Source organism: Microbacterium wangchenii (assembly GCF_004564355.1).
Taxonomy (GTDB): domain Bacteria; phylum Actinomycetota; class Actinomycetes; order Actinomycetales; family Microbacteriaceae; genus Microbacterium; species Microbacterium wangchenii.
This window is the reverse complement of record NZ_CP038266.1, coordinates 2,886,327-2,905,547: the sequence shown is the minus strand read 5'-3', so window position 1 is coordinate 2,905,547 and position 19,221 is coordinate 2,886,327. Positions and strand designations below refer to the sequence as shown.

The following is a 19,221-nucleotide window of genomic DNA, read 5'->3' as shown; positions in this document are numbered from 1 at the left end:
TGCGGGCGCCCCACCCGGGCGCCCGCACGCCCGAAGGACACAATCCCATGCCCACTCTGCGCACCCACAGCGCGCCCCACTCGGCCGACGTCGTCGTGATCGGCGCCGGCATCAACGGCCTCGCCATCACGCGTGAAGCGGCCGCCCGCGGACTCCACGTCGTCATGATCGACCGTGACGACATCGCCGCACGCACGTCGGCGATCTCGACCCGCCTCATCCACGGGGGACTGAAGTACCTGCCGCGGTTCGAGATCCCGCTGGTCTTCGAGTCGATCCGCGAGCGCGACATCCTGCTGAAGGCGGCGCCGCACCTGGTGCTGCCCTATCCGATGCTGATCCCGTTCGCGAAGTGGAACAAGACGCCGGGCTGGCTGATGTCGTGCGGCCTCATCGTGCACGACGTGCTCGCGATCGGCAAGCGCCTGCCGCTGAACCGCATCGTGTTCGGCGGCCGCCTCTCGCGGGAGTGGCCGTCGGTGGCGAAGGCCGGTGTCAAGTGGGGCGGCCTGTTCCAGGACGCGCACGTGCCGGTGACCGAGCGTTTCGCCACCGAACTGGCGATCGACGCGTCGCGCAACGGTGCCACGGTGCTCACGCACACTCCCGTCACGGCGCTGCTGCGTGAAGGCGGGCGGATCGCCGGCGTGGTCTACCGCGACCGGGAGAGCGGCCAGGAGCAGGAACTGCGCGCCCCCGTCGTCGTGAACTCCGCCGGCCCCTGGGCGGACGAGGTCCTCGCCCTCGCCGGAACCCACCCCCGGCGGATCGGTCCCACCAAGGGCAGCCACCTCGTGGTGGACACCTTCCCCGGCGCCCCCGCCACGTGCGTCTTCTTCGACTCTCCGCAGGACGGTCGCCCCATGTTCGTCCTGCCCTGGTGGGACGGGCGCTTCATGCTGGGCACGACCGATCTGCCCTACGACGGGTCGATCGAGGACATCGCGATCGACGGGGACGAAGTGGACTATCTGCTGACGTCGGTCAACACGATCATCCCCGAGGCCGGCCTCACCCCCGACGACGTGCTGTGGTCCTACTCGGGGGTGCGCCCGCTGCCCTACGTCGCAGATCTGACCGACCCCTCCTCGGTCAGCCGGGACAGCGAGATCGTGGTGCACGACGGGGACTCCGCCGGTCTCGTGACGATCATCGGCGGCAAGTACACCACGCATCGCGCGCTCGGCGAGCAGACGCTGCGAAAGATCGAGAAGCTGCTGGGGCTCCGGAGACAGACCTCGCCGACGCGCGACGCGCGCTTCCCCGGCGCCCCCGCCGAGGACGTGGCGCAGTTCCGTGCCTCGTTCGTGGAGCGCAGCTCGCTGCCCGAGCGCACCGCCGCTCGCCTCGCCGACGTGTACGGCACGCTCGCGCGGGAGATCGAGATGCTCGCCGCGACCGACCCCGCCCTCGCCGAGATCGTCGACGAGGAGACGGGCGCGATCGCGGCCGAGATCCTCCACGCGGTCCGGGAGGAAGGCGCTGTGACGCTCGAGGACGTGCTGCTGCGACGCACCGTCATCGCGTTGAACAGCGATGTGGGGCTCTCGTGCGCACCGCGCGCAGCGGCGGTCCTGGTGGCGTACGCCGGCTGGAGCGAGGAGCACGCCGACGCGGAGATCGCGCGCTACCGTGTATCGGTTCGGCGCTTCGTGCCCAGAGCGCTGCGGGACGCCCCCGGTCTTGAGCAGACCCCGTGAGGACAGGAGAGCGGACACCATCATGAGCACCTGTGTCATCGGGATCGACGTGGGCCTGACCTCGGCGAAGGCGGCCGCCTTCGACGAGGCGGGCAACGAGATCCGCACCGTCTCCGCCCCCAACCCGCGCGTCGCCGTCTCGCGCGAGCGGCAGGAGGTGGATATGGACGCGCTGTGGGACGTCGTCGCCGACGTGCTGCGCGATCTCACCGCCGACCTCGCACGAGACGGCTGGACGATCGCGGCGGTCGCCGCCACCGGTCACGGCAACGGGCTCTACCTCGTGGATGAGGACCTGCGCCCGGTGCGCACGGCCATCGCGTCGACGGATCATCGCGCCGAGGCGATCGTGGCGTCCTTGGACGCCGCGGAGGTGGAGCGCGTGCGCCGCGTCACGGGGTCGATGCCGTGGGCCGCGCAGCCGGGCGTGCTGCTGCGCTGGCTGCACGACCACGAGCCCGACGTGCTCCAGCGCTCCCGCTGGGCGCTCACGTGCAAGGACTGGATCGCCGCGTGCCTGGCCGGTTCGGCGCAGGCGGACCTGTCGGATTCGTCCGGCTGCGGACTGGTGAACCTGGCGACCCGGGACTACGAGCCGGCCGTGCTCGAGCTGCTGGGCCTTCCCGCGGACACGTCTCGGCTGTTCCCTCCGCTGCGCGCATCGGATGAGGTCGTCGGCGCCGTGACCGCCGACGCCTCCGCGCGCACCGGGTTGCCGCTGGGCACCCCGGTCGTCGCCGGATGCATGGACTGCGTCGCCAGCCCGCTGGGTGCGGGTGCGACCGCACTGGGCGATGTCACGGTGATCGTCGGCACGTGGGCGATCAACAGTGTCGTGGTGCCGGCCGACACCGATCCGCCGCGCGTCACGATCAACGCGCTGCTGCCCGATCCGGCCGCGATGCTCGCCATGGAGGTCGCCCCGACGTCCGCGGCCAGCATCGAATGGGCTGCCGGTCTCCTCGGCGCGCGAGCCACGATCCCCGTCACGCCGCGCGACCTGCTGACCGCGGGGCAGAGCGCGCCGCCGCTGGCCGACGGCCTGCTGTTCCTGCCCTTCATCCACGGGGCGCCCGAGCACCTGGGTGCCTCGGGCACCTTCCTCGGCGTCAAGGGGAATCACGGCTATCCGCACGTGGCCCGCGCCGTGGCCGAAGGGATCACGCAGTATCACCGCGTGCAGCTGGGCAAGGTCCGCTCCAGCGGGGCGGAGGTCTCCGCCGGACCGTGGACGCTCGCCGGCGGCGGGGCGAAGAACCCCGTGTGGGCGCAGATGTTCGCCGACGTCGTCGGGCACCCCATGCGGCGTCAGCTGGGCACCGAGCTGGGTGCCCGTGGCGTGGCGTGGCTCGCCGCGCGGGGCGTGGGCATGGACACCGCGGCGTGGCACGCGGAGCCGGACCCGCGCCTCGTGGTCGAGCCGGGGGAATGCGCCGCGGATTACGCGCGGCAGTCAGCGACGTTCGACCGCGCCCTCAGCGCCATGCGCGCGGTATGGGAGGCCACGGCGTGAGCGTCGCCTCGTCGCCCGACGCGCTGGCCGAGATCGTGCGGGTCAGCCGCGCCCTCGGCTCCGACCCCGCCTATGTCCTGCACGGCGGGGGCAACACCTCGATCAAGACCACGGGTGTCGACGTCACCGGTGAAGCGGTCGAGCTCGTCCTGGTGAAGGGCAGCGGGTGGAACCTCGCCACGATCCAGGCCGCGGGCTTCGCACCGCTGCGCCGCGCGCGCCTGCACGATCTGCTGCAGCTGGAGCAGCTGGACGACGCCGCCATGGTGAACGAACTGCGTCAGGCCTCGCTCGACGCCTCCGCACCCACCGCGTCGATCGAGGCGCTGCTGCACGCCTACCTCCCCGGACGGGTCGTGCTGCACTCGCATGCCGACGCGATCGTCGCGCTCACCAACCGCGACGTCGCCCCCGCCGCCATCACGGAGGTGCTCGGCGACCGGGTAGTCGTGCTGCCCTACGTCAAACCGGGCTTCGGCCTCGCGCGGCTGGTCGCCGGGACGGACGTCTCCGGCGTGGATGCGGTCGTGCTCAGCAACCACGGACTCTTCACCTTCGGCGACGATCCGGACGCGACGTTGGCCCGGCACCGCGACCTCGTGGCCCGCGCGTCCGCCGCCGCCGGCGTGCCGGTGTGGGGCGATCCTGGGGCGGAGATCGACCGCTCGGGCTCTGTCGCGGCGATCGCGCAGCTGCGCGAGGCGGTGTCCACCGCGGCCGGGCGTCCGATGCTCGTGCGGCAGTCGTCATCCGGTCGTGCGGACGAATTCGCGCGGCGCCCCGACGTGGCGGCAGTGTCCGGCCGCGGGACGGCGACCCCCGAGCACGTGCTGTACACCAAGCGGGAACCGCTCGTGGGTCTCGACGTCGCCGCGTACGCGGCGCGGTATCGCGACTACGTCGCGCGGCATCGCACGCGGGCAACGACGGAGATCACCGAGCTCGACCCGGCGCCCCGCGTCATCTTCGATCCGGAGCTGGGCTGCCTCTTCGCGGGAGGGTCGGTCTCGGACCTGCGGGTGGCCGCCGATGTGGCACTTCACACCATGGACGTCATCGACGCCGCCGACCGCCTGGGCGGATACCGCTCGCTGGACGAGTCCGACACGTTCGACATCGAATACTGGTCGCTCGAGCAGGCGAAACTGGCCGGCCGCACGCGCCGGCCGCTCACCGGCGAGGTCGCGATCGTGACGGGCGCGGCATCCGGGATCGGCCGCGCCGTGGCCGAGCGGCTGATCGCCGATGGTGCGGCGGTCGTGGGCGTCGACCTCTCCGACGCCGTGGCCGAGGTCGGCTCCGGCGACGCCTGGCGCAGCATCGTGGGTGACGTGAGCGATCCTGCCGTGCTGGACGCGGCGGTGGACACCGCCGTGCGCGAGTTCGGCGGCGTGGACATCGTCGTGATCGCGGCGGGGATCTTCCCGCCCTCGCAGGCGGTGGCCGAGGTGGCCGACGAGGTATGGGACCGTGCCCTCCGCGTCAACGTCACCGCTCCCATGCGGCTCCTGCGCGCGGTGCACCCCGTCCTGGCGCGAGCGCCCCGCGGGGGGCGGGTCGTGCTGGTCTCCACGAAGAACGTCGCGGCGCCCGGTCCGGGCGCGGCGGCGTACTCGGCCAGTAAGACGGCGGCGGCGCAGTTGGCACGCGTGGCCGCGCTGGAGTGGGCGGCCGACCGCGTCCGGGTCAACCAGGTGGAACCGGATGCCGTCTTCGACACGGCGATCTGGACCCCGGAACTGCTCGAGGCCCGCGCCGCTCACTACGGTCTCACGGTGGCGGAGTACCGCACGCGGAACCTCCTCGGCGTCGAGGTGCGCAGCGCCACGGTCGCCGAAGCGGTCGTCGCCCTGTGCACGTCCTTTCCGGCGACCACCGGCGCGCATGTGAGCGTTGACGGCGGCAACGACCGCGTGATCTGAAGCGCGGGCTTCTAGTCGTCGCTGACGCGTAGGACGACCTTGCCGCGCGCGTGGCCCCGCTCCAGCTCGGCGTGCGCGCCGGCGGCATCGGCCAGATCGAAGACACTGTCGACGTAGACCTGCACGGCGCCCGAGTCCAGCAGGCGCGCGATCGTGGCGAGCACGCCGCCATCGGGGATGACGGTGTAGCCGGTGGCTCGCACGCCGGCGGCCGCCGCGTCCTCGGCGAAGCCCGGCCACGTGCCGCGGGGCACCTCGATCAGCAGGCCGCCGGGGCGCAGGACGGCGAGCGAGCGCCTCCCGGTGTGTGCGGAGTCGTTGCCGACGAGGTCGATCACGACGTCGATGTCGGTGGCGACCTCCTCGAAGCGCTGCGTCGAGTGGTCCACCACGACCGCGGCGCCCAGATCCCGGAGCCAGCCGGCATTGCGGGCGGAGCCGGTCGCCACGACATGAGCCCCGAAGTAGGCGGCGAACTGGACCGCGAAGTGACCGACCCCGCCGCTGCCGGCGTGGATGAGGATGCGCTGGCCCTCGTGTGCGAGCGCGGTCTCCACCACGATGCCCCACGCCGTCAGTGCGGCCAGGGGCACCCCGGCCGCCTCGACGTACGAGAGGGATGCGGGCTTGCGCGCGAGGGACAGCGCGGGGGCGACGACGTATTCGGCGTAGCTTCCAGGACTGCGGGGGAAGGCTGACATCCCGAACACCTCGGTGCCGGGCGGGAAGGGGTACGCCTCGAAGGGCGCCTGCACCACGACACCGCTGAAGTCGTACCCGAGCGTCGCGGGGTAGTGGCAGATCTGTTCCGACACCCCGGCGCCGGCCCGCGTCTTCGAGTCGATCTGGTTGACCCCGGCGGCCACGACGCGCACGAGCACTTCGCTGAGCGCGGGGGTGGGGACCTCGACCTCGGCCGGGCGCAGCGCCGCGGCGTCTCCGACGGAGTCCAGCACCTGGGCGCGCATCCTCGCGGGAGGTGGGGCGGGCGGGGTGAGGAGGGCGCCCGTGGGAGCGGACTCGGGGCGCAGCGGGCGGAATCTCATCCGTCGCTCCTTCCGTGCGGTCGGCGTCGGCAGCACAGGTGACTGGGACGATGTCCAGTCAAGCCGAGCAATGTCTCGCCGGTGTTACGCGGCGGTCACTGCCCGGAGAAGCTCCCGCGGCCGCTACCGTGCGTCGTCGGCGGGTGCGCGCCCCGTCGCGAGGGCCGACAGCAGGACGGCGGCGTGGCGGATGTCCTCCACCGACCAATCGGCGAGAGCTGTGGCCAGGCGGCCACTGTGGGGAGCGCGTGCGGCCGTGAGGCGTTCGGTGCCCAGCGGCGTGACGGCGATCAGACGCGAGCGGCGGTCCAGTGGATCGGGAGTGCGCTCGACGAGCCCGAGCTCTTCCAGCTCGCTGACGCTGCGGCTGGTCAGCCCCTTGTCCGCGGTCAGTCGCTCCGCCAGCGCGGAGAGGGTGACCGGGCCCATCCGGTTGATGGCGGAGAGCACCTTGAACGTCCCCGGCAGCATGCCGGGGCTCGCCGTCTCCGCCGCCTCGGCGATGAGCCGGCGGAACACCGTCACGAGCTCGGAGAAGGACCCTTCGAGCGCGTCGATGGCCTCCCGGCGTCCGTCGTCGGGGGTGGGGATCGGGGCGGGATCACCGGTCACGTCAGTCATCCTTCCCCGAGCGCCGGCCCGCGTGCTGCCGGTCGTTCTCCGGGAGGGTCTCGACAGCACCGGTGGCACCGAGCGCGGCCATGCCCTCGGCGGTCGACACCGTCGCCAGGTCGGCCTCGCTGGCGGCGATGCGCTCGGCGGTGGTCATGCGCGTCAGCGGGTGGTTCGGCAGGAAGACGATGGCCAGGAGACTGATGACGGCGAGGGGGACGGCGATGAGGAACGCGTGGGAGATGGAGATCGCGTAGACCTGTTCGAAGATCACCCGTACGGCCTCGGGCAGCGCCGACACCTGGGGGAGCGAGCCGGACTGCAGCTGGTCGGCCACGCCCGCCCCTGCCGGGCCGAGGCCCGCGATGGCGGTCGCCAGCTCGGCCTGGCGTTCGGCCAGCAACGAGGTCACGGAGGCGGCGACCGTGGCGCCCATCACGGAGACGCCGACGGTGCCGCCGAGGCTGCGGAAGAACGCCACCGCCGCGCTGGAGGTGCCGAGAGTGGCCGGGTCCGCGGTGTTCTGGACGATCAGGACGAGGTTCTGCATCGTCATTCCGACGCCCGCGCCGAGGAGGAACATATAGACGCCCACGAGCACGAGCGAGGTGTCGTAGTGGATCGTGGACAGCAGGAACGAGCCGGCGATCAGCAGGACGGCGCCCAGGACGAGGTAGGCCTTCCAGCGCCCGTATCGCGTGATGAGGGCGCCCACCACGATCGAGGCGATCAGCAGGCCCGCGATCATCGGGATGGTGAGGAGCCCTGCCTCGGTCGGCGAGGCGCCGCGGGCGAGCTGCATGTACTGGCTGAGGTACACCGACGTGCCGAACATGGCCAGGCCGGTCGCGATCGAGGCCACCACGGAGAGGGTGAAGGTCGCGTTGCGGAACAGGTTCAGCGGGACCAGGGGCTCGGACACCTTCAGCTCGCTGATGATGAACAGCACCGTCGCCAGCGCGGCGCCGCCGACCATGAGGGCCGTTTCGGTGCTGGCCCACTCGTAGGTCTGGCCGGCGTTGGTGATCCAGATCAGCAGGAGGGACACGGCCACGGCGAGGAACACGATGCCCAGGTAGTCGATGCGGACCTTGCGGGGCGGATGCTTCGGCAGGTGCAGCGTGCGCTGCTGGATGATCAGCGCCGCCACGGCGAAGGGCAGGGCGACGAAGAAGTTCCAGCGCCACCCGAACGCGTCGGTGATGAGACCGCCCAGGAGCGGGCCGCCCACCGTGGCGACGGCCATGACGGCGCCGAACAGGCCCATGTAGCGGCCTCGCTCACGCGGGCTGATGATGTCGGCCATGATGACCTGGCTGAGGGCCGCGAGGCCACCGGCGCCGATGCCCTGGATCGCGCGGAAGGTGATGAGCATCTCGGGGTTCTGGGAGAACCCGGCAGCTGCCGTGGCGAGCACGAACAGCGTGATCGCGATCTGGATGAGCAGCTTGCGGTTGAACAAGTCGGCCAGCTTGCCCCAGATGGGGGTCGAGATCGCCGTCGTGAGCAGGGTCGACGTGACGACCCACGTGTAGACGGCCTGGTCGCCGTTGAGATCGTGGACGATCACCGGGAGAGAGGTGGAGACCACGGTCGAGGCCAGCATGGACACGAACATGCCCATCAGCAGTCCGAGCAGGGCGGGCAGGACGCGACGGCGGGCGGGCGCAGCGGAGGAATCGAGAGCCATGGGGCCCTTTCGTGCAGGTGACGGTTCCGCGACGGCATCGGCGCGATAGTTGATCTACATCAACGATACGCCGATTGGTTGACTTGCGTCAAAGACTGGTCACTCCGCAAGCGCGAGAGCGCGGAACGCCTCCCTGGGCGCGGGTGCGGGCGCAGCGCCCTGACGGGCGTGCATCGTCCGGCGGTGCAGTTCGTCGATGAGGGCAGTGGCCAGCCCCACGAGCGCGTCGATCTCCCGTTCGTCGCGGTCGACCCACTGGCACCGCGGCTCATCGTCCACCGGCACGAACCCGTCGTGCACCTCCCACGTGACGAGCGTCCGCTCGGCTCCCAGGACGTGCTGCTGCCACCACACCTGTCGCAGGTAGGAGCGCGGGATGCTGCGCCAGGCCTTGTTCGTCGTCTTGATCTCCGCGAGCACCACGCGGCCCGCCGCGTCCACTCCTACCCCGTCGGGGGTGGCCAGATGCCGCTTCTCCACGACCGCGTGGAACAGCGCGGAGGAGGGCTGGATGCCGTGCGTCGCGGCGACCCACGCGGCGATCTCCGGCTCTCGCAGGCGTCCGTGTGCCGTGTAGGCGTTGCCGGAGAAGCGGGCACCGCCGCCCAGCTTCTGATCCGCGGCCTTCGCAATGGCGCGCTCACTGGTCAGTGCGGCGACGTCCGTCGCGGTGATGCCCCGCGAGCGGGCCCGGATCCACGCCACGCGGTCGCGGGAATCCGCGACTATCCGGGCGGCGAGTTCGGGGGTCACCCCTCGAGGCTAACCCGGCGCGCCGACGTCTTCGACACGGCGCGCGGCCGCACGCGAGCGTCGCATCCGCCGGTCGTAGATGCTCGGATCGCGATACCCGTACCCCCGTTCGATCCGCACGATCCCCCCGCACTGGCCCAGCGTGACGGCGACGAACAGCGCTGACCACAGCATCGCGGTCACCCACAGTGCCGCGTTCGGGGTGACGAGCGTGGCGTAGAAGATCATGGAGACGGAGAACACCGCCGCGAGCATGCCCAGCGACACGGTGATCAACCGCAGCAGCATGTCGGCGGAACGGTGCGGCAGTCGTACGGGGATGAACTCCCGCGTCACCGGCTGCCGCACGCCCGCGAGGTAGGGCAGCGCAGCCCAGAATCCGGCCGCCCTCGCGAGGCGGCGCCCGCTGGTATGCAGCTTCCACAGCAGGAGCACGGAGGGGATGCCGGCGGCGGCCGCGATCGCGACCCCGCCGAGGAGGAGCTCGAGGACGATGACCGGCCCCGCCAGTCCGGGAGCCAGCGCCGCGACGGCGGCCATCACGCCGAGGGAGGCGAAGGCCGCGCCCGCCGTCGCCAGCAGGCCCAGCAGCCAGCGTGACACGCGCGTGTAGTCGGCGCGCACCGTCGTCGCCGCGCGCTCGGCCCGCGTGGCGTTCATCCCGGGTGGGAAGGGCGCGCGCTGCCCGGCGGCGAGAGCCTCTTCGGCGGCTTCGACCAGGGGGAGCGACGCCGGGCGGATGTAGACGAACACGTCAGGCCCCTCCGGTGCGCGCGGGCGGAAACGGTTGGTCGGCCGGGACCACTCCGAACATCTCCCTCGCCGATGTCGGCGGAGCGAAGACGGCGAAGGCGGCGCGGCGGATGTCGGCGAACGCGCCGACCGAGATCGGCAGCATCCCGGCTGCCACCAGGGCGGCGGAAAGCGCCGCGCCCGCTTCGCCGCGCTGCAGGGCGAACACCGCCAGGCCCGCGCCGAGGAGGGCGAGGCAGCACGAGATCCCCGCCCCCGCCATGCGCAGCGCGAGAGCCGGGTCGGTGTGCGTGCGGCGCGCGCGGCCGGAGCGGGGGTCGGCTCGCGGCCGCTCGCCGCGCCGGTAGGGCAGGCGCACCCAGTAGGCCAGCGCCTCCGTCAGCGCCCGTCCCGCCCGTCGCAGCGACCGCAGCAGCCGGACGGAGAAGGCGGCCAGTGCGATGGTGAGGAGAAGGCCGGTGGCGGTGATCGCCCACGCGGTGCCCTGCTCGCGCTCGAGGGTCTCGGTGAATCCGTTCGGGATCAGCGCGGAGGTGAGGCCGGCGGCCAGCCAGAGCGCCGTGGCCAGCGCGCCCCACGCCAGCCGCGAGTAACGGCGATAGTCGCCGTACAGTGCGCGCTCGGCATCCGGAGCATCCGCTGAGGCCGCGACGTCCTGCGGTGCGACCTCGCCGGTTGCGCGTTCGAACGCCCGGGCGCGCTCGGCGACCTCGATCCAATGCTCGGATTCGGGTAGAACCATCCGCAACGCCATCGTCATCCCCCCGGGTGAGTGTGCTGGCACCCATTGTGCCCATGCGGGATTTGCCGCACGCAACTCCGGCACGTATGCTGGTGAGCAAGCCAAAGACCGTCGGTCATCGGTGTGCGCGCAAGTGCAACCCGATCGAAGCTCTGCACAGCAGGGGCCCACGCAGGTGACACAGAACGATTCTCCTGAATCCAGCTCCGTGCGCCTGCGCCGGAGCTTTTTTGTTGCCTGCATCGCGATGGTCCCCGGCCGGCGCCCCGCCTCCGCGGAGCGCCTCGTACACACAAGGAGTGGCCATGGCGCAGAAGGAAGCATCGGTCGCCGAGCTCACGAAGCATTTCGAGGACTCGACCGCCGTTCTGCTGACCGAGTACCGCGGGCTGACGGTTGCCGAGCTCAAGGAGCTCCGCAACAGCATCCGTCAGGACGCGGAATACGCCGTGGTGAAGAACACGCTGACCAAGATCGCCGCAGGCAATGCGGGGGTCACGGGACTGGACGACGACCTCAAGGGTCCGTCGGCCATCGCGTTCGTGCACGGTGACCCGGTCACCGTCGCGAAGGGTCTGCGTGCCTTCGCCAAGGCACACCCTCACCTCGTGATCAAGGGCGGCTTCTTCGACGGAGCAGCCCTGACCGCGGATGAGGTCAACAAGCTCGCCGATCTCGAGAGCCGTGAAGTCCTGCTGGCGAAGCTCGCCGGTGCGATGAAGGCGACGATGACCAAGGCGGCGTACGTCTTCAATGCGCTCCCGTCGAAGGCCGTCCGCACGGTCGACGCGCTGCGCGAGAAGCAGGAGTCCGCGGCCTGACACCGGGCCCCGGCACAGCGAAACCCCAATCAAGGAGAAACATCATGGCAAAGCTCAGCACTGAGGAGCTGCTCGACGCGTTCAAGGAGCTCACCCTCATCGAGCTCAGCGAGTTCGTGAAGGCGTTCGAGGAGACCTTCGACGTCACCGCCGCCGCGCCCGTCGCGGTCGCCGCTGCCGGCGCTCCCGCCGGTGGTGCCCCCGCCGAGGAGGAAGAGGTCAAGGACTCCTTCGACGTCGTCCTCGAGTCGGTCGGCGACAAGAAGATCCAGGTCATCAAGGTCGTCCGCGAGCTCACCTCGCTCGGCCTCGGCGAGGCCAAGGCCGTCGTCGACGGTGCGCCCAAGCCCGTTCTCGAAGGTGCCAACAAGGAGACCGCCGAGAAGGCCAAGGCTGCCCTCGAGGAGGCCGGCGCTTCGGTGACCCTCAAGTAACACCCTCTGTGAAAGGCCCCGGATGCGACGCATCCGGGGCCTTTTCCGTTCCGTCGGCGTGTCAGCGCGGGCGGGTGTCCGAGACGGCGACGGCCAGAGCCGGGTCTGCCGGTGCCGTCGAACTGCGCACGACGAGCTGGGCCTGCAGGCGCAGCTCCTCCCGGGCGCGGGCCGGGTCGTCGATAGTGCGCAGCAGCAGGTCGACGGCGGCGCGGCCCTGTTCGCGTGGGAGCTGGCGCAGCGTCGTGAGCGAGAACATCTCCGCGTACTCGTGGTCGTCGATGCCGACGACGCTGAGGTCGCCGGGTACCGCGATCGCCAGACGGCGAGAGGCGATGATCGCCCCGATGGCCACTTCGTCGCAGGCCGCGACGAGCGCCGTCGGACGCGCGCGCGTCTCGCCGAGCAGATCGACCGCCGCGGCGTAGCCCTCGGGGATGCTCACGCCCGAGCCCACGTGGCGGACGAGGTCCGCGAGCCCCGCATCGGCCATGGCCGCCTGATAGCCGTGCAGGCGGAGCCGGTCCACGTGCGCGAAGTGGTCATCCGTGTCGCCGCCGAGGAAGACGATCCTGCGGTGCCCGAGGGCGATGAGGTGCTCCGTGGCGCGCCGCGCGGCGTGCACGTCGTCGACGGTGACGAGGCTCGACGAGCCCGTCCCGCCCACGACGCTGACGACGGGGCGTCCGATCCGCTGGAGATGCTCGAGTTCTCCTTCGGCCGGCTCCAACCCGACCGCGATGAGTCCGTCGAACCGCCGGCGGGGCAGGAAGTCCGCCAGGATGCGACGGCGCTCCGCTGTCCCCGGCGGTGCCTCGTACAGGGTGAGGTCGAGGTCGCGCTCCAGCAGCGCGGACTGGACGCCTCCCAGCACCTCGGCGAAGAACCAGCGGGCCACGGTGGGAACGAGCACGCCGACGGAACGCAGGCGACCCGTGGCCAGGCTCACGGCACTGGTGGAGGGCACGTATCCCAGGGATGCGGCCACCTCGACCACGCGGCGACGTGTCTGGTCGGAGACGTACCCGCTGCCCGTGAGCGCGCGGCTGGCGGTGGACTTGGAGACGCCGGCGAGGCGCGCGACGTCGGAGATCCCGCTCATGGTGCCTCCTCGCTGCGCCGTCGCACCGTCCTCGCCGCAGAAAGGCTAACCGCGGCCCGGAGGAAATGGAACCGGTTGCGACCACCCGCGGCCCTCGCGCAACCGCTTCCAGGTGTGCTGAGAGCGCTCCCATGGGCGGTTATGCAGTCGTGATGAATGGTTGTTGTGCCGTGCCCGGAAGTCGCATACCGTGGCGTGGAATCGGTTCCTCACAGGGGCCGCACCCAGAGCTCTCAAGGAGGAGGAACCACATGGGCATGTCACAGCACCGTCGCCTTTGGGCGCCGCTCGCACTCGTCGGCGTCGCCGGCCTGGCGCTTGCCGGTTGCACCGGCGACATCGAGGCCGGAGGCGACGACGTCGACTGCTCCGACTACGAGGACTACGGCACCTTCGAGGACGCCACCGTCACCATCAGCGGAACGATCCTCGACTTGGAGGCCGACCGCCTCGTGGAGTCGTGGAGCGACTTCGCCTCGTGCACCGGTATCGAGATCGACTACCAGGGCTCGAGCGAGTTCGAGGCGCAGATCGCCGTCCTCGCCGAGGGTGGTAACGCCCCCGACATCGGCATCGTCCCGCAGCCTGGCCTGCTGGCCCGCCTCGCTGCCGGCGGCTGGATCGTCCCGGCATCCCAGCCGGTGATCGACAACATCGACGAGGGCTGGGACCCGATCTGGAAGGAATACGCCACGATCGACGGCACGACGTACGCCGCGCCGCTGATGGCGAGCATCAAGGGGTACATCTGGTACTCGCCGACCCAGTTCGAGGACAACGGCTGGGAGGTCCCGACGACGCTCGACGAGATGATGGAGCTGTCCGAGACGATCGCCTCCGACTCCGGGCACCAGCCGTGGTGCGTGGGCCTGGAATCCGGTGAGGCGACCGGCTGGCCGGGCACCGACTGGATCGAGGACTTCGTGATCCGTCAGGCCGGTGCGGACTTCTACGACCAGTGGGTCACGCACGGCGTCCCGTTCAATTCGCCCGAGGTCGTCACGGCGTTCGACTCGGTCGGGGAGTACCTCAAGAGCGACGAGATGGTCAACGGCGGATTCGGCGACGTCTCCACTCAGATCAGCACGCCGTTCCAGGAGGCGGGCCTGCCCATCCTCGACGACGAGTGCTCGCTGCACCACCAGGCCTCGTTCTACGAGACGTTCTGGAACCCGGACGGCGGGGATGACATCACCGTCGCGCCCGACGGCGACGTCTTCGCGTTCCTGATGCCCCCCGTCAGTGCCGACGACCCGCAGGCGGTCACCGGTGGTGGCGAATTCCCGGTGGCGTTCCGCGACGCCGAAGAGGTCGAGGCCGTTCGCACCTACCTCTCCAGCGCCCTGTGGGCGAACAACCGCGTGAGCCTGGGCGGCGTCATCAGCGCCAACAAGGGCCTCGACCCGGCCAACGCCTCCAGCCCGCTGCTGGAGCAGTCCATCGAGATCCTGCAGAGCCCCGACACCGAGTTCCGCTTCGACGGTTCCGACCTGATGCCCGGCGCCGTCGGCTCGGCGTCCTTCTGGCGGGGCATCGTCGAGTGGATCGGCGGACAGAGCACGCAGACGGTGGTCGATGAGATCGAGGCCAGCTGGCCCACCAGCTGACCGTGAGCGGGCCGGGGCGGATGATCCGTCCCGGCCCGCTCCTCCCGTCCCGTGTGCGCGGCGGGACCGGATCTGAGGTTTCCCTCGGCAGACGAGGCGAGAAAGGGCAACGATGACAACCGCTGATCTCATCGGGAAGATCCTTCAGGTGGTGCTCGGCCTCGTGGCATTCGCCGCCATCGTGGGCATCATCGTCCTCCTCATGGGCCGTGCCCCTCGTCGCGGGCGCAACGCGTGGCAGCTGCTGTGGTTCCTCCTGCCCGCGCTCCTCCTGCTGGCGGTGGGGCTCGTGTGGCCCGCGATCCGTACCACTCTGCTGGCGTTCCAGGACAACAGCGGCAACTTCAGCTGGAACAACTTCGTGTGGATGTTCACGCAGCCCGCGGCCATCCGCACGCTCATCAACACGGTCGTCTGGGTGCTCCTGGTGCCCACCTTCGCCACGGCTCTCGGACTCGCGTACGCGGTGTTCATCGACAAGTCCCGCGGAGAGAAGATCTACAAGGCGCTCGTCTTCATGCCGATGGCGATCTCGTTCGTGGGTGCCGGCATCATCTGGCGCTTCGTCTATGAATACCGCTCTGCGGGCCGCGAGCAGATCGGCTTGCTCAACGCGTTCGCGGTGGCGTTCGGCGGCGAGCCGGTGCAGTGGCTGCAGACCGACCCCATCAACACGGTCCTGCTCATCGTCGTGATGATCTGGATCCAGACCGGGTTCGCGATGGTCGTCCTCAGTGCCGCGATCAAGGGCATCCCGACGGAGCAGATCGAGGCTGCGCAGCTGGACGGCACCAACGCGTGGCAGCGGTTCTTGAACGTCACCGTCCCCGGCATCCGCGGGTCTCTCGTGGTGGTGCTCACGACCATCTCCATCGCGACCCTCAAGGTCTTCGACATCGTCCGCACGATGACCGGCGGCAACTTCAACACGAGCGTCGTCGCCAACGAGATGTACGTGCAGGCGTTCCGCGCGAGCGAAGTGGGCCGCGGCTCTGCGCTGGCGGTCATCCTCTTCGTGCTCGTGCTCCCCATCGTCATCTACAACGTGAACGTGCTTCGCAAGCAGAGGGAGATCCGATGAGCAGCAGTGTCGCCCCCGTCGACCTCCCCACCCCCGGCGGGAAGGATGAGTACCGGCTCGCCATCGCCGGCACCGCGACGTCGCGGACCAAGCGGCGGCTGACCTCCCGCGGCGCCACGGTGGCGGCCCTCATCATCGCCATCCTGTGGACGATCCCCACGTTCGGCCTGCTCGTCTCGTCCTTCCGCCCGGCCGAGCTGATCCAGGAGACCGGCTGGTGGACGATCTTCCAGAACCCCGGTTTCACGCTCGACAACTACCGCGACGTGCTCCTGTCGCCGTCGCAGTCCTCACCGCAGCTGGGCGCGTACTTCGTGAACTCCCTCGCGATCGCGATTCCGGCGACGATCTTCCCCCTCGTGTTCGCCTCGATGGCGGCCTACGCCTTCGCGTGGATGCGGTTCCGCTTCTCCAACGGCCTGTTCATCTTCATCTTCGCGCTGCAGATCGTGCCCATCCAGATGGCGCTCGTCCCGCTCCTGCAGACGTTCTCGGTGTGGCTCCGGCCGGGTCAGCAGTGGTTGCACGATCTCATCCCCTTCATTCCCGAGCAGAACTATCTGCCGCTGTGGATCGCGCACACGATCTTCGCGCTGCCGCTGACGATCTTCCTGCTGCACAACTTCATCTCCGAGATCCCCGGTGACGTCATCGAGGCTGCCCGCGTGGACGGTGCCAGCCACACCCAGATCTTCTTCCGCGTCGTGATCCCGCTGGCGACGCCCGCGATCGCGTCGGTGGCGATCTTCCAGTTCCTGTGGGTGTGGAACGACCTGCTGGTCGCCCTCATCTTCTCGGGCGGCACGCAGGACGTGGCCCCGCTCACCCAGCGCCTGGCCGAGATGGTCGGCTCGCGCGGGCAGGACTGGCAGCGTCTGACCGCCGGCGCGTTCGTCTCGCTGATCGTGCCGCTGATCGTGTTCTTCTCCCTGCAGCGCTACTTCGTGCGCGGCCTGCTGGCCGGCAGCACCAAGGGGTGACCCCTCGGGCAGAGGGTTTCGGACCCACGACGGCGTAGCCTGACGGCATGGATGGCGCCTCCGGACCCGTCGCGGCGGACCGGACGGATCCGGGGCTCGACGCTGACGCCGTCGCCGAACGCACCGCGGCGGGGCGGACGAACGCCTTCACCCCGGACACCAGCCGCAGCGTCTGGAACATCGTCCGGGCCAACGTCTTCACGTTGTTCAACGGCATCATCTTCGGCTGCTTCTTCGTGCTGCTCGTGCTCGGGCGCTGGCAGGACGCGCTGTTCGGGGCCATCGCGCTGTCCAACTCGGTCATCGGGTGCGTGCAGGAGTTCCGCGCGAAGGCGGCCCTGGACCGGCTCGCCCTGCTGAACGCGCCCCGCGCGCGCATCCGCCGGAACGCCGTCGAGGCCGAGATCGCCCCCGCGGCCGTCGTCCTCGACGACCTCCTCGTGCTGCGCCCGGGCGATCAGGTGCCCGCCGACGCGGTCGTGACGCAGGTGCAGGCCCTGCAGATCGACGAGTCGATGCTGACGGGGGAGGCCGACGCCATCGACAAGCGGGTGGGCGACGAGGCGCTCTCGGGGTCGGTCGTGATCGCCGGAGACGGGCTGGCCCGCGTCACGCGCGTGGGCGCCGACTCGTACGCCAACCGGTTCGCCGGCGAGGCGAAACGATTCTCCCTCGTCAGATCCGAAGTGCGTGCCGCGGTGAACCGGGTGCTCGTGTGGATGGCGTGGATCATCGGCCCCGTCGGCCTGCTCGTCCTCAATGCGCAGATGGTGGTCGCCGGCGGGTGGGGTCCGGCATGGCGCAGCGGGCGGTGGGCGGATGCCGTGGTCAGCACCGTCGCGGCCATCACCGCCATGATCCCGCTCGGCCTGGTCCTGATGACCTCGATCGCCTTCGCGGTCGGCGCGGCCAGGCTCGCCCGCCAGCAGGTGCTCGTCAACGAACTGCCCGCCGTGGAAGTGCTGGCCCGGGTCGACGTCGTCTGCCTGGACAAGACCGGGACCCTCACCGCCGGCGACATCGCCTTCGACGCCCTCCACACGGTGGCGGATGCTCCCGACGGCGTGCGGGAGACGCTCGCCTGGTACGGGGCCGCTCCCGGCGCCAACGCCACGGCGCGGAGCCTGCGGGAGTCCTTCCCCGTGGGGGCGCCGCGCCACCCGGCCAGGGAGATCGGGTTCTCCTCCGCCCGCAAGTGGAGTGCGGTGTCGTTCTCGGACGACGCGGGCGGGACGTGGGTGCTCGGCGCACCCGAGATCGTCCTGGGAACCGACGGTGAGGAGACGGAGGTCGGTCGTCTCGTGACGACGCTGGCGGCGAGCGGCCGGCGGACGGTCGTGCTGGCCCGCTCCCCGCACGCCCTCACCGCAGCCGAGATCGCCGCCGAACGGCTCCCGGCCGGTCTCCGCCCGGCCGCGGTTCTCACCTTCCGCGAACGGATCCGTCCCGACGCCGCCCAGACTCTGCGCTATTTCGGCGACCAGGGCGTGACGATCCGGGTGATCTCCGGCGACAGCCCCCGGACCGTCGCGGCGGTGGCCCGCGAGGTGGGGATGGACGTCGGCGAGGGGTACGACGCGCGGATGCTTCCCGACGATGACCGGCTGCTCGCCGACGTCATGGAGCACCACACCGTCTTCGGGCGCGTCACGCCCGAGCAGAAGAAGCGGATGGTGCTCGCGCTGCAGTCGCGCGGGCACACCGTGGCGATGACGGGCGACGGCGTCAACGACGCGCTCGCGATCAAGGCCGCGGACCTGGGGATCGCGATGAGCTCGGGCGCGGCCGCCACGAAAGCCGTCGCGCGCATCGTGCTGTTGGACGGCCGCTTCTCCCACCTGCCCGGCGTCGTGGCCGAAGGACGTCGGGTCATCGCCAACATCGAGCGCGTGTCGATGCTGTTCTTCACCAAGACGGCGTACGCGACCACGCTGGCTGTGCTGTTCGGCGTGCTGGTGCTGCCCTTCCCCTTCCTGCCGCGCCAGCTGTCGATCACCGACGGACTGACGATCGGCATCCCGGCGTTCTTCCTCGCGCTGCTGCCGAACGCGCGACGCTACACCCCTGGACTCCTCAAACGCTCGCTGTCGTTCGCGGTTCCCGCCGGGCTCGCGATCGCGCTGGCGCTCCTGGGATACGCCCTCTGCGCGAGCGGGCTCGGGCTGGACGAGGCCGCCGTGCGCAGCGGCGCGACGATCATCCTCGCCGTGGTGGGGATCTGGGTCCTCGCGGTGCTGGCACGTCCGATCACGCCGTTCAAGGCAGCGGTCGTGGGAGCCATGTTCGTCGCCCTGGTCGCCGTCTTCACGCTGCCGGTCTCGACGGAGTTCTTCGAGCTCGTCGACCCGGGGGAGGAGGGCGCCAGGGTCGTCGTGGTCACGACCATCGCCACCGTGCTCGCGATCGAGGTGGTGCGCTTCTTCCACCGCCGCCACCTCGCACGCGAGCTCGGCGGCGCTGCGTGA

The 19,221-nt window shown here is 70.6% G+C and carries 16 protein-coding genes; 9 read left to right on the top strand and 7 right to left on the bottom strand.

Translation table 11 applies throughout. From position 1 onward, the window contains the following. Positions 1–47 precede the first annotated feature (47 nt). From E4K62_RS14090 to E4K62_RS14080, 3 genes are read left to right on the top strand one after another with little or no spacing between them, the layout of a single operon-like run. Positions 48–1,700, top strand: coding sequence for a glycerol-3-phosphate dehydrogenase/oxidase (locus tag E4K62_RS14090; protein ID WP_135068486.1), 1,653 nt, complete (start codon positions 48–50; stop codon positions 1,698–1,700). A 22-nt stretch (positions 1,701–1,722) separates the two neighbouring features. After that, positions 1,723–3,213 (top strand): FGGY-family carbohydrate kinase, encoded by a 1,491-nt coding sequence (locus E4K62_RS14085; RefSeq protein WP_135068484.1) that lies wholly within the window; start codon positions 1,723–1,725, stop codon positions 3,211–3,213. Continuing rightward, a complete protein-coding gene (locus tag E4K62_RS14080) occupies positions 3,210–5,135 on the top strand; it encodes an SDR family NAD(P)-dependent oxidoreductase (RefSeq protein WP_205805778.1) in 1,926 nt (641 codons plus the stop codon). The genes E4K62_RS14085 and E4K62_RS14080 overlap by 4 nt, the downstream gene beginning before the upstream one ends. Positions 5,136–5,146: 11 nt before the next feature. Here the strand turns inward: E4K62_RS14080 and E4K62_RS14075 are convergent, their stop codons facing one another. From E4K62_RS14075 to E4K62_RS14050, 6 genes are all read right to left on the bottom strand, one after another. After that, positions 5,147–6,181 carry an NADP-dependent oxidoreductase gene (locus tag E4K62_RS14075; protein ID WP_135068480.1) on the bottom strand — a complete coding sequence of 345 codons (1,035 nt, stop codon included), beginning with the start codon at positions 6,179–6,181 and terminating at the stop codon, positions 5,147–5,149. Positions 6,182–6,304: 123 nt separating this feature from the next. Then, positions 6,305–6,793 carry a MarR family winged helix-turn-helix transcriptional regulator gene (locus E4K62_RS14070; protein ID WP_240742703.1) on the bottom strand — a complete coding sequence of 163 codons (489 nt, stop codon included), beginning with the start codon at positions 6,791–6,793 and terminating at the stop codon, positions 6,305–6,307. Between the two features lies 1 nt (position 6,794). Further along, entirely contained in the window at positions 6,795–8,483 is a 1,689-nt protein-coding gene (locus tag E4K62_RS14065) for an MDR family MFS transporter (RefSeq protein WP_135068476.1), read from the bottom strand. A gap of 99 nt (positions 8,484–8,582) precedes the next feature. Then, positions 8,583–9,236, bottom strand: a complete 654-nt coding sequence (locus tag E4K62_RS14060; RefSeq protein WP_135068473.1) for a YqaJ viral recombinase family protein — start codon at positions 9,234–9,236, stop codon at positions 8,583–8,585. 9 nt (positions 9,237–9,245) lie between these two features. Beyond that, positions 9,246–9,989 carry a hypothetical protein gene (locus tag E4K62_RS14055; protein ID WP_135068471.1) on the bottom strand — a complete coding sequence of 248 codons (744 nt, stop codon included), beginning with the start codon at positions 9,987–9,989 and terminating at the stop codon, positions 9,246–9,248. A 1-nt stretch (position 9,990) separates the two neighbouring features. Next, positions 9,991–10,731 carry a hypothetical protein gene (locus E4K62_RS14050; RefSeq protein WP_135068469.1) on the bottom strand — a complete coding sequence of 247 codons (741 nt, stop codon included), beginning with the start codon at positions 10,729–10,731 and terminating at the stop codon, positions 9,991–9,993. 305 nt (positions 10,732–11,036) lie between these two features. On the opposite strand from E4K62_RS14050, the gene rplJ reads away from it, so the two are divergent. Together rplJ and rplL are read left to right on the top strand one after the other, a co-directional pair. After that, entirely contained in the window at positions 11,037–11,552 is a 516-nt protein-coding gene (gene rplJ, locus E4K62_RS14045) for a 50S ribosomal protein L10 (protein WP_135068467.1), read from the top strand. A 44-nt stretch (positions 11,553–11,596) separates the two neighbouring features. Next, complete coding sequence (rplL, locus tag E4K62_RS14040; protein ID WP_135068465.1) at positions 11,597–11,986, top strand: 50S ribosomal protein L7/L12; 390 nt, start codon at positions 11,597–11,599, stop codon at positions 11,984–11,986. Positions 11,987–12,047: 61 nt separating this feature from the next. Here the strand turns inward: rplL and E4K62_RS14035 are convergent, their stop codons facing one another. After that, the gene (locus E4K62_RS14035) at positions 12,048–13,088 is read right to left on the bottom strand and encodes a LacI family DNA-binding transcriptional regulator (RefSeq protein WP_135068463.1); all 1,041 of its coding nucleotides are present in this window, start codon (positions 13,086–13,088) and stop codon (positions 12,048–12,050) included. Between the two features lie 251 nt (positions 13,089–13,339). On the opposite strand from E4K62_RS14035, the gene E4K62_RS14030 reads away from it, so the two are divergent. From E4K62_RS14030 to E4K62_RS14015, 4 genes are all read left to right on the top strand, one after another. Next, the gene (locus E4K62_RS14030; protein WP_135068461.1) at positions 13,340–14,695 is read left to right on the top strand and encodes an ABC transporter substrate-binding protein; all 1,356 of its coding nucleotides are present in this window, start codon (positions 13,340–13,342) and stop codon (positions 14,693–14,695) included. A gap of 112 nt (positions 14,696–14,807) precedes the next feature. Next, the gene (locus E4K62_RS14025; RefSeq protein ID WP_135068459.1) at positions 14,808–15,776 is read left to right on the top strand and encodes a carbohydrate ABC transporter permease; all 969 of its coding nucleotides are present in this window, start codon (positions 14,808–14,810) and stop codon (positions 15,774–15,776) included. After that, positions 15,773–16,756 carry a carbohydrate ABC transporter permease gene (locus E4K62_RS14020; RefSeq protein WP_135068457.1) on the top strand — a complete coding sequence of 328 codons (984 nt, stop codon included), beginning with the start codon at positions 15,773–15,775 and terminating at the stop codon, positions 16,754–16,756. Before E4K62_RS14025 ends, E4K62_RS14020 begins: the two co-directional genes overlap by 4 nt. Positions 16,757–16,803: 47 nt before the next feature. Next, positions 16,804–19,221 carry an HAD-IC family P-type ATPase gene (locus tag E4K62_RS14015; protein ID WP_135068455.1) on the top strand — a complete coding sequence of 806 codons (2,418 nt, stop codon included), beginning with the start codon at positions 16,804–16,806 and terminating at the stop codon, positions 19,219–19,221.